The 13,995-nt window shown below is 68.5% G+C and carries 11 protein-coding genes and 3 pseudogenes; 9 read left to right on the top strand and 5 right to left on the bottom strand.

Annotated features, from left to right (window positions below; genetic code table 11):
• Nucleotides 1–254 precede the first annotated feature (254 nt).
• Nucleotides 255–2,156 carry an acyl-CoA dehydrogenase gene (locus OHA11_RS18455; protein ID WP_266497635.1) on the top strand — a complete coding sequence of 634 codons (1,902 nt, stop codon included), beginning with the start codon at nucleotides 255–257 and terminating at the stop codon, nucleotides 2,154–2,156.
• 514 nt (nucleotides 2,157–2,670) lie between these two features.
• Here OHA11_RS18455 and OHA11_RS18460 read toward each other — a convergent pair.
• Nucleotides 2,671–3,999: an enolase C-terminal domain-like protein gene (locus OHA11_RS18460; protein WP_266497637.1), complete on the bottom strand. Its 1,329-nt coding sequence runs from the start codon at nucleotides 3,997–3,999 to the stop codon at nucleotides 2,671–2,673.
• A gap of 43 nt (nucleotides 4,000–4,042) precedes the next feature.
• Complete coding sequence (locus OHA11_RS18465; RefSeq protein ID WP_266497639.1) at nucleotides 4,043–5,389, bottom strand: gluconate:H+ symporter; 1,347 nt, start codon at nucleotides 5,387–5,389, stop codon at nucleotides 4,043–4,045.
• 488 nt (nucleotides 5,390–5,877) lie between these two features.
• Here OHA11_RS18465 and OHA11_RS18470 point away from each other — a divergent pair, with 488 nt between their 5' ends.
• Both OHA11_RS18470 and OHA11_RS18475 read left to right on the top strand, forming a co-directional pair.
• Nucleotides 5,878–6,669, top strand: a complete 792-nt coding sequence (locus OHA11_RS18470) for an IclR family transcriptional regulator (protein ID WP_266507275.1) — start codon at nucleotides 5,878–5,880, stop codon at nucleotides 6,667–6,669.
• 197 nt (nucleotides 6,670–6,866) lie between these two features.
• Entirely contained in the window at nucleotides 6,867–7,571 is a 705-nt protein-coding gene (locus OHA11_RS18475; protein WP_266497643.1) for a transposase, read from the top strand.
• Here OHA11_RS18475 and OHA11_RS18480 read toward each other — a convergent pair.
• Nucleotides 7,503–8,192, bottom strand: a complete 690-nt coding sequence (locus OHA11_RS18480; protein WP_266497645.1) for a hemerythrin domain-containing protein — start codon at nucleotides 8,190–8,192, stop codon at nucleotides 7,503–7,505. The two genes, OHA11_RS18475 and OHA11_RS18480, sit on opposite strands and share 69 nt — an antisense overlap.
• A gap of 51 nt (nucleotides 8,193–8,243) precedes the next feature.
• Here OHA11_RS18480 and OHA11_RS18485 point away from each other — a divergent pair, with 51 nt between their 5' ends.
• The gene (locus tag OHA11_RS18485; protein WP_266497648.1) at nucleotides 8,244–8,870 is read left to right on the top strand and encodes a TetR/AcrR family transcriptional regulator; all 627 of its coding nucleotides are present in this window, start codon (nucleotides 8,244–8,246) and stop codon (nucleotides 8,868–8,870) included.
• A gap of 1,000 nt (nucleotides 8,871–9,870) precedes the next feature.
• Here the strand turns inward: OHA11_RS18485 and OHA11_RS18490 are convergent.
• Nucleotides 9,871–10,281 (bottom strand): helix-turn-helix domain-containing protein, encoded by a 411-nt coding sequence (locus OHA11_RS18490; protein WP_266497662.1) that lies wholly within the window; start codon nucleotides 10,279–10,281, stop codon nucleotides 9,871–9,873.
• Nucleotides 10,282–10,392: 111 nt separating this feature from the next.
• Between OHA11_RS18490 and OHA11_RS18495 the strand changes: the two genes are divergently transcribed.
• Nucleotides 10,393–11,313 (top strand): NADP-dependent oxidoreductase, encoded by a 921-nt coding sequence (locus OHA11_RS18495; RefSeq protein WP_266497663.1) that lies wholly within the window; start codon nucleotides 10,393–10,395, stop codon nucleotides 11,311–11,313.
• 147 nt (nucleotides 11,314–11,460) lie between these two features.
• Nucleotides 11,461–12,096, top strand: a complete 636-nt coding sequence (locus OHA11_RS18500) for an NADPH-dependent F420 reductase (protein ID WP_266497666.1) — start codon at nucleotides 11,461–11,463, stop codon at nucleotides 12,094–12,096.
• A gap of 36 nt (nucleotides 12,097–12,132) precedes the next feature.
• Here the strand turns inward: OHA11_RS18500 and OHA11_RS18505 are convergent.
• Nucleotides 12,133–12,402: pseudogene (locus tag OHA11_RS18505) on the bottom strand (IS5/IS1182 family transposase); the annotation flags it as partial.
• A 91-nt stretch (nucleotides 12,403–12,493) separates the two neighbouring features.
• On the opposite strand from OHA11_RS18505, the pseudogene OHA11_RS18510 reads away from it, so the two are divergent.
• The 3 genes and pseudogenes from OHA11_RS18510 to OHA11_RS18520 all read left to right on the top strand — a co-directional run.
• Nucleotides 12,494–12,624, top strand: a pseudogene (locus OHA11_RS18510) (sigma factor); the annotation flags it as partial.
• Between the two features lie 34 nt (nucleotides 12,625–12,658).
• Nucleotides 12,659–12,916, top strand: a pseudogene (locus OHA11_RS18515) (transposase); the annotation flags it as partial.
• Nucleotides 12,917–13,257: 341 nt separating this feature from the next.
• Nucleotides 13,258–13,890 (top strand): TetR/AcrR family transcriptional regulator, encoded by a 633-nt coding sequence (locus OHA11_RS18520; RefSeq protein ID WP_266497667.1) that lies wholly within the window; start codon nucleotides 13,258–13,260, stop codon nucleotides 13,888–13,890.
• Nucleotides 13,891–13,995 lie beyond the last annotated feature (105 nt).

The following is a 13,995-nucleotide window of genomic DNA, read 5'->3' on the forward strand; positions in this document are numbered from 1 at the left end:
CCGCTCACCGATAAAAGAGACCACGAGGTCGGAAAATGGGGGCTACGACCTCGCTGGTCAGAATAAAACCAGCCGAACGGTTTCTCAAGGATTCACCCATAGTCAACTCGCGGCTCGCACATTGAACCGCAATGAACCGCAATGAACTGCACCGATGCACCGTGCGCGCCGCAAGCGCCCCTCGGGCTCCCCCAATGAGCGCCTCCGTCTCCCCAAGCACCCTTGAAAACAAAACCGGTTGGTACGTATCTTCAGTGCGCAGTGGTTCGTACCTGACCGGTTCCCACACCCAGGGGAGTTCGATGGCCGTGCCCGCACACACGAAGACCCACCCCGTCGCCGACGAGCTGGCTCAGCTGCTCTTCGAGGGCGCCGACCGCGAACGCGTGCACGGGGCCTGGCGTCGGCTCGTCTCCGGCAAGGAGTTCGCGTACCGCCCCGGACTGCCGCCCGAGAAACGGACGGCCCTCTCGTACGAACGGCTGCGGCTCCTCAACGACGCGGCCGGTGATCCGGTGGAGCTGGCGGCCGATCCGTACCGCCTCGCCGGGCTGCACGAGTGGACGGGGCCGGTGGACGGCGGGCTGACCACGCTCGCGAGCATCCACTACAACCTGTTCCTCGGCAGCGTCCTCGACCACGACGGCGGCCGGCGCAGGGACCTGTCCGCCTTCATCTCGCTCCAGCACACAGGAACGTTTCTCTGCACGGAGTTGGAGCACGGCAATGACGTCGCGTCGATGGAGACGGTCGCGGTGTTCGACCGGGCGACGGGCGGCTTCCACCTCACCACCCCCACCCCGGGCGCACGGAAGTTCATGCCGAACACCAGCCTGACCGGCGGCCCCAAGACGGCGGTGGTCGCCGCCCGCCTCGTCGTCGACGGCGAGGACCAGGGAACCTTCCTCTTCCTGACCCCGCTCAGCGACGAGAAGGGCCACCTCCCCGGAGTACGGGTCCAGCCGCTCCCCCAGCGCACCGGCACCCCGGTCGACCACTGCCTCACCTCGTTCGACCGGGTGTGGCTGCCGCGCGGGGCCCTGCTGGAGGCCGAGCACGGGCGACTCGGCCCCGACGGGACACTGGCCAGCAACCTCGGCAACCGGCGCAAGCGGCTGCTGCGTTCCATCAACCGCGTCACCATGGGCAAGCTGTGCATGAGCGCCGGCACGCTGGGCATGTCACGCACCGCGCTGACCATCGCGGTGCGGTACGCCCACAGCCGCTTCCTGGCCGGACCGAAGGCGGGCGAGCGCATTCCGCTGGCCGCCCACCGCAGCCACCACGGCCGACTGCTGCACGCCCTGGCGACGGCGTACGCGATGACATTCCTGCACCGCTCGATGGTGAGCCGCTTCGCCGTCCAGACGGACGAGGACCGGGCGGAGGTGGAGCGTGACGTGGCCGTGGCCAAGGGCTGGATCACCTGGCAGGCTCGTGCGATCACCACCGAGTGCCGCGAACGCTGCGGCGCCCAGGGCCTCTTCCCAGCCAACGGCCTGGCGGACCTCCCCCTGAACATCGAGGGCGGCATCACCGCCGAGGGCGACAACCTGGTGATCTGGGTGAAGGCCGCCTCCGAGATGGTCTTCGGCCACCAGGGCGTACAGGCGGGTGAGTCCGGCGACCCCGAGGGCCAGGAGCTCACCGAACTCCCCTTCCTGCGCGACCTGTTGGCCGAGGTCGAGCGCATCTGGCAGGACCGGGCACGCACAGCTCTGCGCGAGGGCCCGTCGGGCGATCCGGTCGGCCGCTGGAACGTGACGTCGGACGCCGCCCTGGAGATGGTCTCCGCCCACGCCCGCCTCCAGGCAGCCGACGCGTTCCTCGCCGCGGTCGCCCGGGCGGCAGATTCCCGCGCCGCCTCCCTGATGCGGAACCTGTGCCTGCTGTTCCTGCTGAAGCAACTGGGCGAGCACACGGGCGATCTACTCGCCGAGGGCTGGCTGACGCCGGATCACGTACGCGCCCTGCCGAAGGCCGTCGACACGGTCCTCGGCGAACTCGCACCGCACCTGATGACCCTCGTCGACGCCTTCGACCTGCCGGCGGAGGTGCTGTCGGGCATCCCGATCGCGAGCGGGGGCTCCGTGGGCGGCACCGCGACCACTCCGGAGGAGCCGGGCGTGGGGGTGATGGCCGCGGGGATGTACTGAGGCGCGGCGGTGGGGGGTGGAGGTGGAGGTGGAGGCAAGCGGGGGCGGGGGCTGAGAGCTGAGGCGGCTGCGGGCTGCGGGCTGCGGGCTGCGGGCTGCGGGCTGCGGGCTGCGGGCTGCGGGCTGCGGGCTGCGGGCTGCGGGCTGCGGGCTGCGGGCTGCGGGCTGCGGGCTGCGGGCTGCGGGCTGCGGGCTGCGGGCTGCGGGCTGCGGGCTGCGGGCTGCGGGCTGCGGGCTGCGGGCTGCGGGCTGCGGGCTGCGGGCTGCGGGCTGCGGGCTGCGGGCTGCGGGCTGCGGGCTGCGGGCTGCGGGCTGCGGGCTGCGGGCTGCGGCAAACTACAGGGGCGCACCGCGAACCGCGCATCCTTTAGGGGCGCGGGGAACTGCGCGACCAGCCCCCACCCACCCGCAGACCGCCGCCCCACCCGTAGCCCCCCAACGAACCCGTAGCCCCCCAACGAACCCGCAACCTCCCAGCCCACCCGCAGCCTCCCAACGCACCCCCAGCGGAGCGCTACCGCACCAGACACGGACGCTTCGCGTCGAACTCCCAGTCAGGGACGAGGTACCGCATACCCGCGGCATCGTCCCGGGCCCCCAGCGCCTTCTCCTTATAAAGGTCGTGGGCCGCGAGAAGACGGTCCACGTCCAGCTCGATGCCCAGGCCGGGCGCGTCGGGGACGGCGATCTCACCGCTGGTAATGCGAGGCGGCGCAACCGTGAGGCGCTCCAGTCCCTCCTGCCAGATCCAGTGGGTGTCGAGCGCGTTGTACGCACCGGGCGCCGCTGCACCGCAGTGGGTGACCATGGCGAGCGAGATGTCGAAGTGGTTGTTGGAGTGGCAGCCCCAGGTCAGCCCCATCGCGTTGCACAGCTGGGCCACGCGTACCGATCCCTGCATGGTCCAGAAGTGCGGGTCGGCCAGCGGGATGGAGACCGACTGGAGGGCGAGGGCGTGGGTCATCTGGCGCCAGTCGGTGGCGATCATGTTCGTCGCGGTCGGGAGACCGGTGGCTCGGCGGAACTCGGCCAGGATCTCGCGCCCCGAGTAACCGCCTTCCGCCCCACAGGGGTCCTCGGCGTAGGCGAGGGTGCCCAGGAGCGGCGTACAGAGTGTGATCGCCTCGCGCAGCGACCACGCGCCGTTCGGATCGAGGGTGATACGCGCCTCGGGGAAGCGGTCCTTGAGTGCCCGCACGGCCTCGACCTCCTCCGCGCCCGCCAGGACCCCGCCCTTGAGCTTGAAGTCCCGGAAGCCGTAGAGGTCGTGGGCGGCCTCCGCCTGGCGGACGATGGCCTCCGGCGTCAGGGCCTCCTCGTGCCTGACGCGGTACCAGTCGACGTCCGAGTCGGGCTCACGGACGTACTCCAGGTCGGTGCGGCCGGGGTCGCCGACGTAGAAGAGGTAGCCCAACACCCGTACGGTGTCTCGCTGTTGGCCGTCGCCGAGAAGGGCCGTGACCGGTACGTCGAGGTGCTGGCCGAGGAGGTCGAGCAGCGCCGCCTCGACGGCGGTGACCGCGTGGACGGTGGTGCGCAGGTCGAAGGTCTGGCCGCCGCGTCCGCCCGAGTCGCGGTCGGCGAACCGGTCCCCGATCGCGCGCAGGACCCGCTTGTAGTCGCCCACCTTCGCACCGAGGACGAGGGCTTCGGCGTCACGGAGGGTCTGGGTGATCTTCTCGCCACCGGGGACCTCACCGAGTCCCGTACGGCCCTCGGAGTCCTTGAGGACGACGATGTTGCGGGTGAAGTAGGGACCGTGGGCGCCGGAGAGGTTCAGCTCCATGGAGTCGCGGCCGGCGACGGGATAGACGGCGAAGTGGGTGACGGTCGGCTGGCTCATGCGGGTCGAAGTCCCTTGTGTGAGAGGGGGATTGGGCCGGTGGTCACAGGCTGAGGGTGCCGAGGGCGTCGAGGGCGGGCTCCAGCGCCAGGACGCCGCCCAGGCCGATGACCGCGAGGACTGTCGTATAGGTGGTACGGACCTTGATCGCCTCGATGACCGAGAGGTTGAAGTACTCCTTGAACAGCCAGAATCCCGGGTCGTTGACGTGGGAGAAGGCGATCGACCCGCACGACACGGCGAGGACCATGATCTCGGGGTGGACGCCGCTGCCCGCGAGGAGCGGCAGGACCACGCCGGAGGCCGTGACGACGGCGACCGTCGCCGAGCCGAGGGCCACGCGGAGGATGACCGCGATGAGCCAGGCCAGGACGATCGGCGAGATGGACCAGTCGTCGGTGGCGTCCTTGATGTATCCGGAGATACCGCCCTCGACGAGGACGTTCTTGAAGGCGCCGCCCGCGCCGATGACGAGGAGGATCATCGCCATCGCCTTGGCGGCGGAGGCGCAGGAAGCGCTGACGTCCTCCATACTGCGGCCGATCCGCGGTCCGAACGCCCAGACGGCAAGCAGCAGCGTCAGCATGAGCGCGATCGGCGCCGAGCCGATGAAGGCGACGAAGTGCAGGAAGGGGCTCTCGCCGGAGACGACCATGTCGGTCACCGCGGCGCCCGCGATCAGCACCACGGGGAAGAGCGCCACGAACAGCGACCAGCCCATGCCGGGCATCTCCTCGTCGGTGAACTCGCGTTCGCTGACCAGGCCGTTGGGGATGGCGGGGTTCATCCGCCTGACGAACGGCAGCCGCGGCCAGGCGAGCGCGATCAGCGCGCCGGCGGGTACGGCGATGAAGAGGCCGTAGAAGAGGGTGTGGCCGACGGACGCGTGGAAGGTCGCGGCCACGGCGGTGGGGCCGGGGTGCGGCGGCAGGAAGCTGTGCATCGTGGACAGCGCGATCGACATCGGGAGGCCGACCCAGAGCAGGTTCGCCCCGGTGACCCTGACCAGGGTGAACGCGATCGGCACGATGATGATGAAGGCGACCTCGTAGAACATGGTCACGCCGATGAGCATGGACGTGACCACCATGGCCACCTGGACCCAGCGGGGCCCGAAGGCGTCGAGAAGCTTGCCCGCGATGCGTTGGGCGGCGCCCGAGTCCCCCATGACACGGCCGACCATCGCGCCGAGTCCGATGGTGAGCATCGTGTCGCCGATCTGGTCGCCGATGCCGTCCGAGAGAACATCCGGGATGTCGGCCACCGGTATCCCGCGGACCAGGGCCACGCCGACCGCCACGAGGAGGAGCGCGGCGAATCCGTTGAGTTTCAGCCGGGTCATCAGGATCAGCAGGACGAGAACGCTGATCCCAACTACGAGGAGAGGCATGGCAGTTCCCCTTTGAACTGGCTTTGGCGGTGTGCCGAGTGCGGGTCGGTGGGGGCGGGTCGCGCGGTTCCCCGCACCCCTTAGGGCTGCGGGCACTCCGATCAAGTCCAGGCCGACGAGGCCCGTCTCCATATGCAGATGCCGTCTACGTATGCAGATGGAGGCTAAGTTGGTGAACTCGGTGGGGTCAATGGGTGCGACAACGCGGATTTACGATGAGCCCCATGCCGGAGAACGAAGAGGTCCAGAGCGGAGGGGTCCGCGGAGGGACCTCGGGCGGGCGCGGAGGGACAACGGGCGTGCGCCGAGAGACGGCAGGCGCGCGCGAAGAGACGGCAGGTGTACCCGCATCGACGTCCGGCGTGCGCGAAGAGACGGCAGGTGTACCCGCATCGACGTCCGGCGTGCGCGAAGAGACGGCGGGTGTACGCGCATCGACGTCCGACATACGCGAAGAGACGACCGGTGCACGTGGGGCGGCGTCCGGCGTGCGGGCAGGGGTCTCGGGCGTCCGTGAGGTCAAGTCGGCGGCCCGGACTCTCGCGCTGCTCGAACTCCTCGCCGCGCGGGGCGACAGGCCCGCCCGCCTGGACGAACTCGCCGAGGAGCTCGGCGTACCGCGCAGCAGCATGTACCAATTGCTGCAGACCCTGATCGACCGCGGCTGGGTGCGCTCCGACACCACCGGTTCCCTGTACGGCATCGGGATCCGCGCGCTGCTCACCGGTACGAACTACCTCGACAGCGATCCGCACGTACGCACGGTCCGCCCCTTTCTCGACCAGGCCTCGGACGCCCTCGGCGAGACGATCCACCTGGCCCGGCTGGACGGCCCGAACGTCGTCTACCTCGCGACCCGCGAGTCCCACGAGTACCTGCGCACCATCAGCCGGGTCGGCCGCCGGATCCCGGCCCACGCGGGCGCCCTCGGCAAGGCGCTTCTGGCCGAGCGCCCCGACGCCGAACTCCCGCTCCCCGAGGGACCGTTGACCGCCTTCACGGAGAACACCCACACCGACCGCGTCACGCTGCTCGCCGACCTCGCGGGGGTGCGCGAGCGCGGTTACTCCATCGACCGCGAGGAGACGGTGACCGGCATCGCGGGCTTCGGCTTCGCCCTGCGGTACGACTCACCGGCCACGGACGCCATCAGCTGCTCGGTGCCGGTGGCCAGGCTCGACGAGGAGCACGAGGCCCGGGTCGTGACGGTCATGCGGGAGATCCGGACAAAGATCGAGAGCGTACTGTCACCCGCGTCCGGCGCTCCCGACTGGCGTTGACCCGCAGCCACCCTCCCTCAAGTCCCGCTGACACAGAGGCAGTTCAACACCGCCCGTACACCCACCCGCGACCCCTCCCGGCGGCCCCACCACAACCGAGGCGACTCTCCCTTAACCGTGGTAGGCCTCCTTGAGGTTCCCCCGAGATGCGGGGAAAGGTGACAGAAGGTCAGATGGGTCTCATGAGAGGAGCCCAGATGATGCCTGCCCCGAGGAAGTACCCGCTGGAGTTGCGTGAGCGTGCGGTGCGGATGTACCGGACCGCCGAGCCGAAGCCGGTGATCCGCCGCATGGCCGAGGAACTCGGCGTGCATCACGAAGCCCTGCGGAACTGGATCCGGCAGGCCGAGGCCGATGCCGGCGAGCGGGATGACCTGCTCACCACCGAAGAGAAGAACGAGCTCGCCCAGCTGCGGCGCGAGGTGCGGGACCTGCGCCGGGCGAACGAGGTCCTGCGGACGGCCTCGGCTTTTTTCGCCGCGCAGCCTGAGAGTGACAGACCGCTGACCTTCTTGATGCCTGGCCTTCCCTCACCAAGGAGCGTGCCCGTGACAAGTGCTCAGCATCGACGCCGATCTCCATCTCGCGGCCCATTGGGATTGGAAATTCGGACGATTCTAGCAACCACGGGACCGCCTGAAGCGGACAGTGACGACCGCTACCGCACACACGGTGTCGTGGTGACCGATTCCGGTGAATCGGCCGGCGTGGAGTGGTTCACCTCTCGCAGTCTGCGCCGCGCCGCTGCCGACGAGCAGCTACGAGGCCGGCCCATGGCCGCCGCGGACTCTGGACGCTCTCCTCCTAGTAGCGCCGGGCCCACGCAAGAGCACTCAGCTCGGGCTCGATGCGCCGATCCGTATCAGCCGCACGTGTGCGTCGTATTGGCGAGCACCCATTAGCCGCCACAGCAGCCGGGCAGGGGCAGGCATCTCGCCGAGGAACCATGCGCGTTCGCGCGGCGTGGCATCCTCCAGGACCATACCGGCCAGGGTCAGCTTGCCGGTCAGCGTCTTGGGGCCGTGCTTCATGGCGTGCTTCTGCGGCGCCAGCCATTCCGGCACGGTGAGGTGATCGTGGATGAGCGGAAGCACTGAGTCCTCTTCCAGGTCCAGATGCTCGGTCAGGGCCGGGCCGAGATCCCGCAGGGAGTCGGCAAGCCGGTCGCGGGCCGGGGCCTTCGCATCGGCGGTCCAGGCGGGCAACGCGGCCGCGACTGTGCCGACGGCGTCGCCGATCGCCTGGTGCTGCACTTCCATGACGCCGATCAAGTCCTTCTCGATCGGCACGCGTTCCATGAGGACCGGCCAGAGCAGTTCGTCTTCGGCCTCGTGGTGGTCGTGCAGCATCCCCAGAACCAGGGAGAGGTGACTGCCGAGCAGACGGGCGCGGGCGGTATCGCCCACGGACACCCCGGCGATGAGAGCGGGAAGCTGGGCGAACTCCCGCCTCATCACACGGTGAATGACCTTCATCTGCTGGATCTCGGGCTTGTCGACAGGGGCATCAGGGTTAATCAACATACATTGATAGTAACACCATTAATATCAATGTATCCCTGCCATAATGACGGGATGGCGAAGCGCACCTACCGTTCGAAGGTCCGGACCGTCGCGGCGGGACAGACACATACCGCCATCCTCCGAGCCGCGGAAGAACTGTTCGTCGAGTCGGGGTACGCCAGGGCCACGGTCTCCGCCATCGCGGACCGGGCGGGGGTCGCGCTGAACACCGTGTACACGAGCGTCGGAGGCAAGCCGGCACTGGTGGAGGCGCTGGCACGGGAGGGCACGGAGGACGAGGAGATCCAGACCGCACTCGACGCCCTCCTGGCCACAACAGATGGCTCGGAAGTCCTGCGTCTGACGGCCGAGAGCACCGGCGAGATCACACGCCGCCATGAACGCGTCCTGAACTTCCTGCGCGACAACGCGACCGCCGATCCTGCGGTGGCCGCTGCAGCCGAACACGCTGTCAAGCGCTACCGCGAGCGGCTGGCCATCATCGCCGACCACCTGGTGGCCCTGCGGGCGGTCCGCCTGGACGCGGTCCGAACCGAGCAGATCCTCTGGTTCTACTTCGGCCAGGGGGCCTGGAGGACCGTCCGCGGGTTCGGCTGGGCCTGGGCGGACGGCGGCGTCTGGCTGGCCGCACGGGCAGCCGACGCCCTGCTGCGCACACCCACGGGCGACGGCGGCTGACCACCCGCAGTTCGTGAACAGGAGAAGACCGCGCCTCTGACCGCCTCGCTTCGTGGTCTCAGTCGTGGTCTCATTCATCAGCGTTCATCGCCGTCCGAATGCCGGTCCGCCGACCGTTGCACCGGAGGTCAGAACATCCCCGCTCACCCACGGACCGTGCCGTGACCCATTGGGAAGCGTGTTGGGGGCAACCCCTCACGAGTTCGAATTCGTCTCCTCTGCACCGGCTGGCCAGCCAAAACGAGGTCTCGGACCGCATCGCGGTCCGAGACCTCGTTTGTCGTCGGTCCTGAGCACTACTGCTGCCGGGCGAACAGGCCTGCCACTCCGGCGACCCATCCCCAGCTGCCCGGACCGCACCGTCTCCGCCGGCTGCCGCTCACGTGGGGACCAGAGACCAAGGTCCGATGCAATGACCTGCCCGCATGTCCCGTCGATAACGCGACGCCAGGCCCGGTACACCGTCGCCGTCCCCCTCGCGGCAGCCGCCAGCCTCAGCGCCATGCGGTGAACGCACCGACCACGCCGTGCCCACCGATCAGACGGCCGCGACGGTGGTCCGTGCGGCAACCCGCCGGTGCAGCTCGAAAGCAGGACCATGCCTTCCCCGTCAGCGCGTCGGGTCGAGCCCGGAACGTACGAGGCGTGCACGGATGACTGCCCCCCCGGTCAGAAGAGGCTCACCCGGACCTTGCGTTCACCTGGAACGACCCGTGATCCGCCGTGAAGCAGAGCGAGGCATTCTCCACCTACCTGGGCACGCTCCCGGAACGGCTCCTGCAGCATTCCACGTACTGGCGGGTCCGTCGCCGAGTTCTGGCACGACGACGAGCATCGTCCCCGCCGAACTGCGACCATCTGCCGTCCGTCACGCACGAGTCTTGATATGGGCCCCTGACCTGCAGTGATGATGTACGGGCCCCGCGACGGTCGCTGACGATGAGGCCGGTCATCCCGTTCGGGCGCAGGTGCACAGCCCGCGGGGAGGCTTGTGTTGTCGTTACTGGTCGGTCTGCCGGGTGTCGTAGCGGGCCCGCGCCGCGTCGACCTCATCGGTCTTGTCGACGGCCCAGTCGCGTACCTGGGACAGCAGGTCATACAGGCCCTGTCCGAGCGGGGTCAGCTCGTAGTCGACACGTACCGGCACAGTCGGTGTGGCCGTCCGCTTCACCATGCCGTCGCGCTCGAGCATGCGCAGGGTCTGGGTGAGCATCTTCTGGCTGACGCCAGGGATCTCGCGACTGACGTGGCTGTAACGCATCGGATCGCCGTAGGACCCGAGGGTGCACATCGTCAGGCTGACCCACCGGTTGCTGATCGTCGAGAGCAAGGCCACCGCGGGACAGTCGTGCATGTACGCCTCGTACGTGCCGGGCTCGACCTGGCGCGCCGACTTCGTCGTGGTGGCCATCCATCTCTCCTGTCAGGAGCGCAACGCACTTAAAAGTGCCTACTTACTAATCGATCGTAACCCACCTAGCGTTCGTGGTGTTCCAATCACACAAAAGGGAGAACGAAGACCATGCGAGCAGTTGTCTACCGGTCCGTCGGCGCACCAGACGTCATCGAAGTGGCAGCCATCGACCTGCCCGAACCGGGCATGTTCGAGATACGGATCAAGGTCGATGCCGCCGCCCTCAACCCCGCTGATGTCGCAGCCTGGAGCGGCCTGTTCCCGGCCCCCGAGCAGGGCAGTCACTTCGGTCTCGGCTGGGATGTGGCCGGCACGGTCGATGCCGTCGGCCCCGGCGTGGCGTGGGAGGTCGGCACGCCTGTGATCGCGATCGTGCAGGGGGCGACCGGTGTCGTGCGGGCCCAGGCCGAGTACACGATTGTGCCCAGTAACGCCCTGGCCCACGCGCCGACCGGGATCGACGCCGTGCACGCGTCCACCATCCCGTTGAACGGCCTGACCGCCGCGCAATCGGTGGAGCTTCTCGGCCTCGGTGAAGGGCAGAGCGTCTTCATCACCGGCGCGGCCGGTGCGGTCGGCGGCTACGCCGTGCAACTGGCCAAGCGACGCAAGCTGACGGTGATCGCCAGCGATTTCGCCGACGACGAGAACTTCGTCACCGGCGTCCTCGGCGCCGACACCTTCGTGCCCGCGAGTGACGACCCCGCCGCAGCGGTGCGCCGGTTCCACCCGCATGGCGTGGACGCGGTGCTGGACACCGCCATGCTTGGCGTCATCGCGGCAGTCAGGGACGGCGGAACCTTCGTCACCACCCGGATGGATGCTGTGCCGCAGACGGAGCGCGGCATCCAGGTACGGCTGACCCAGGTCTCCCCCGACGCGGCGATGCTCACCACCCTCTCCGACCTCGCCACCTCAGGCGCGCTCACCCTTCGGGTCGCCCAGACATACCCACTGGAAGAGGCGGCGCAGGCCCACGGACGCCTCGCGGAGGGCGGCCTGCGAGGCCGACTCGTCCTCACACCCTGACCACTCGGTACAAGCGCAGATCCGGCCGACGAGCTCGGACCTGGCCGCCTGCTTCGGCCAAAGCGGACCAAAGCCGACCGGAGCAGGCGGCCATCCCGGGCCTGCCCGGGCGACTCACTGCAGTGCACCCACGAAGGAAAGACAATCATGGCCGTCATCGGCTTTATCGGCAGCGGCAACATCGGACAGGCCCTCGCCCGACAGGCGATCGTCTCCGGCCACGACGTCGTGATGAGCAACTCCCGAGGCCCGCACACCCTCCCCCGGTTGATCGACGCGCTCGGCCCGAGGGCACGCGCGGCAACACCCGAACAAGCCGGCGTGGCCGGCGACCTGGTCGTTGTGGCGATCCCGTTCCGCAACGTGCGGCAGATCCCGGTGCAACCCCTGACCGGCAAGATCGTCATCGACGCAAACAACTACTACGCGCCGCGCGACGGACACATCGCCGCCATCGACAACGGAGACACCGCGGCCAGTGAAATACTCGCCGCGCACCTCTCAGACGCCCGCATCGTCAAAGCCTTCAACGCGATCATGGCCGCCCAGATCATCGAGCACGCCCGCCCGCCCGGCACACCTCACCGGCGCGCCATACCCATCGCCGGCGACGACAACCAGGCGAAGCGAGCCGTCACCGGATTCATCGACCGGATCGGCTTCGACACTGTCGACGCCGGATCACTGGTCAGCGGCCGAAGCATCGATCCGATGGATGCCTGGGGCCCGGTTCTCGACGCGGACGCACTGCGTGCGGCCATGGCCGCACGCACACAGCACTGAGAGGGTATCCGGCGTGGCGGCATTACCCCTTGTGCCCTAGTAGGTTCCTCGGCAAGTAGGTGTGGTCTCGTCTGTTATGCACTTGGCGAGGTTGTCGATCGAAGCGATGTGGATCATGACTTCCGAGCTGGCGGGGAGGGTCTCGTACTCGCGGGTGAGGCAGCGGCGCGTCATGATCCAGGCCAGGTTTCGCCCCACGACCCAGCGCCTTTTGACGACTTGGAAGCCGCGAACTCCGGGATTTCGGTTGACGACTCCGACGTCGATTCCGAGGTTGGCCCCGAGTTCGACGACGGCGGATTCACCGCGGTGTAGTGGCGCGGCGGTGCGGCGGGGAGGGCCGCGGCGGCGGCGCCGAGGTCACGCCTGGTGAAGTGGTACGTCGGTGCCCACCCGGCTGATCAAGTCGGCCGACCGCTTCGACCCACAGAGCGGTGTCGAGTTCTCGACGTACGCGACGCCGACGGTGGTCGGCGAGATCAGGCATCGAGGCTTGTCCGGCCACGGGGGATTGAAGCGCTCCGGGTCTGATGGAGAATCGATTCCCTAAGAGGAACGAGTCATGGCACGTCCGTCCCCCTATCCTGCTGAGCTTCGTGAGCGTGCGGTGCGCATGGTTGCGGAGATCCGCCCGAACTACCCGACCAAGTGGGCCGCGATGAAGGCGGTCGCGGCGAAGCTGGGCATCGGTGCAGCGGAGACGGTGCGGACCTGGGTCCGCAAAGCGCAGGTGGACACCGGCCAGCGGCCCGGCACCACCTCGGAGGAAGCCGCGGAGATCAAGCGTCTGGGGGCCGAGAACGCCGAACTGCGTCGGGCGATGCGCGACCTCGGCCTGGAGGGCGCCCGACGCGGAAAGAAGATCCGCACCACCATTCGGGACGACGGCCAGGAGAGGGCTGGTGACCTGCTCCGGCGCGACTTCACCGCTGCATCCGGGGCCGACGCACGCCTCGCCTCGTCGAAGTCGACGGCGCCCGGTAGTCCTTGTGTCGTTGATGATCACGATGTCCGCGCCCACATGCGAAGACGGGGTACGGCCACCCTCAGGCTCCGCAGGTGAACAGACTGTATGAACATTCCGTATGATGTTCTTGGCCGGCCGGACAGACCGGCGCCACGCCAGTCAGGCACCGTTCGCAACTTTCCGGGAGGGCAACCATGTCGTCGGTGACGCGACGCCGAACCCATGATCGCGAGCGGCGGTCCGCGGCAACAGAGGCGAAGCTGCTCTCGTCGTTGGAAAAGCTCCTCGACGCCGGTGAATCCTTCACGGAGATCAGCGTTCAGCGCATCATCGAAGAAGCCGGCGTGTCACGAGCTACGTTTTACGCGTACTTCCAGGGAAAGCCGGACATCCTCAAGCGTCTCGCACAGAAAATCAGGGAGGCTTCTCTGGCCTTGGCCAGGCAGTGGGACCCGGGGGCGGGCGAGGACGGTGCGGACAGGTACGCACAGTTCTTCGAAAACGTGCTCGCCCTCCACCGGGCGCACCATCCGGTGCTTTCCGCGGTTCGCGAGGTCGCTTCGTACGACTCAGAGGTACGGGACTTCTATACAGCCGATCTGGAGGGGTTCGACGAGGCCGTGCTCGCGACGCTCGTGGAGCAGCAGAAAGCTGGGGCGACGCCGTCCGACCTTGATGCAGTGGCCGCGAGCAGGGTCATCGTCTGGGGCGGAGCCCAGGCCATCGCCCGGCACATCAGCGTGGACGACGGGAGCGGCGATGCCGCACTGGCCCGTGAGCTCGGGAGGATCTGGTGGTACGGCGCCTATCGCCGCCCGGCCGGATAACGCGGGTCTTCGAAGTTGCTGGGGCCGGCGGCCGGGCGGTGCTCCTCCGTGACCAGTCAGACGACGGCCAGCACCCGCCTCTGCCGGACTCTCATCAGTCCGGCG

Source organism: Streptomyces sp. NBC_00878 (genome assembly GCF_026341515.1).
Taxonomy (GTDB): domain Bacteria; phylum Actinomycetota; class Actinomycetes; order Streptomycetales; family Streptomycetaceae; genus Streptomyces.